We start from the raw sequence: 426 nt of genomic DNA on the forward strand, positions 1-426 counted from the left end.
ACTCACTATTGGCTGAGTTTGATATGCCAGCAGAGCCGGATGATGTTGTCGCTGAAGAATCGGTAAAATCAGCTGAAACAAGCGCGGATGATATCGACTCACTATTGGCTGAATTTGACATGCCAGCAGAGTCAGATGTTGTGGCCGTTGCCGCAGCAGTAAAATCAGCTGAAACAAAGGCAGATGATGATATCGATGCATTGTTAGCTGAGTTTGATATGCCAGCAGAGCCAGATGTTGCCGTTGAAGAACCGCAAATATCAGCTGAAACAAAGGCAGATGATGATATCGATGCATTGTTGGCTGAGTTTGATATGCCAGCAGAGCCAGATGTTGCTGCCGTTGAAGAACCGCAAATATCAGCTGAAACAAAGGCAGATGACGATATCGATGCATTGTTGGCTGAGTTTGATATGCCAGTAGAGC

The 426-nt window shown here is 45.8% G+C and carries 1 pseudogene; it reads left to right on the plus strand.

Annotated features, from left to right (window positions below):
- Positions 1-426, plus strand: a pseudogene (locus CXF78_RS21330) (pilus assembly protein FimV); the annotation flags it as partial.

It is taken from the genome of Shewanella sp. 11B5 (assembly GCF_002836795.1).
GTDB classification, from domain to species: domain Bacteria; phylum Pseudomonadota; class Gammaproteobacteria; order Enterobacterales; family Shewanellaceae; genus Shewanella; species Shewanella frigidimarina.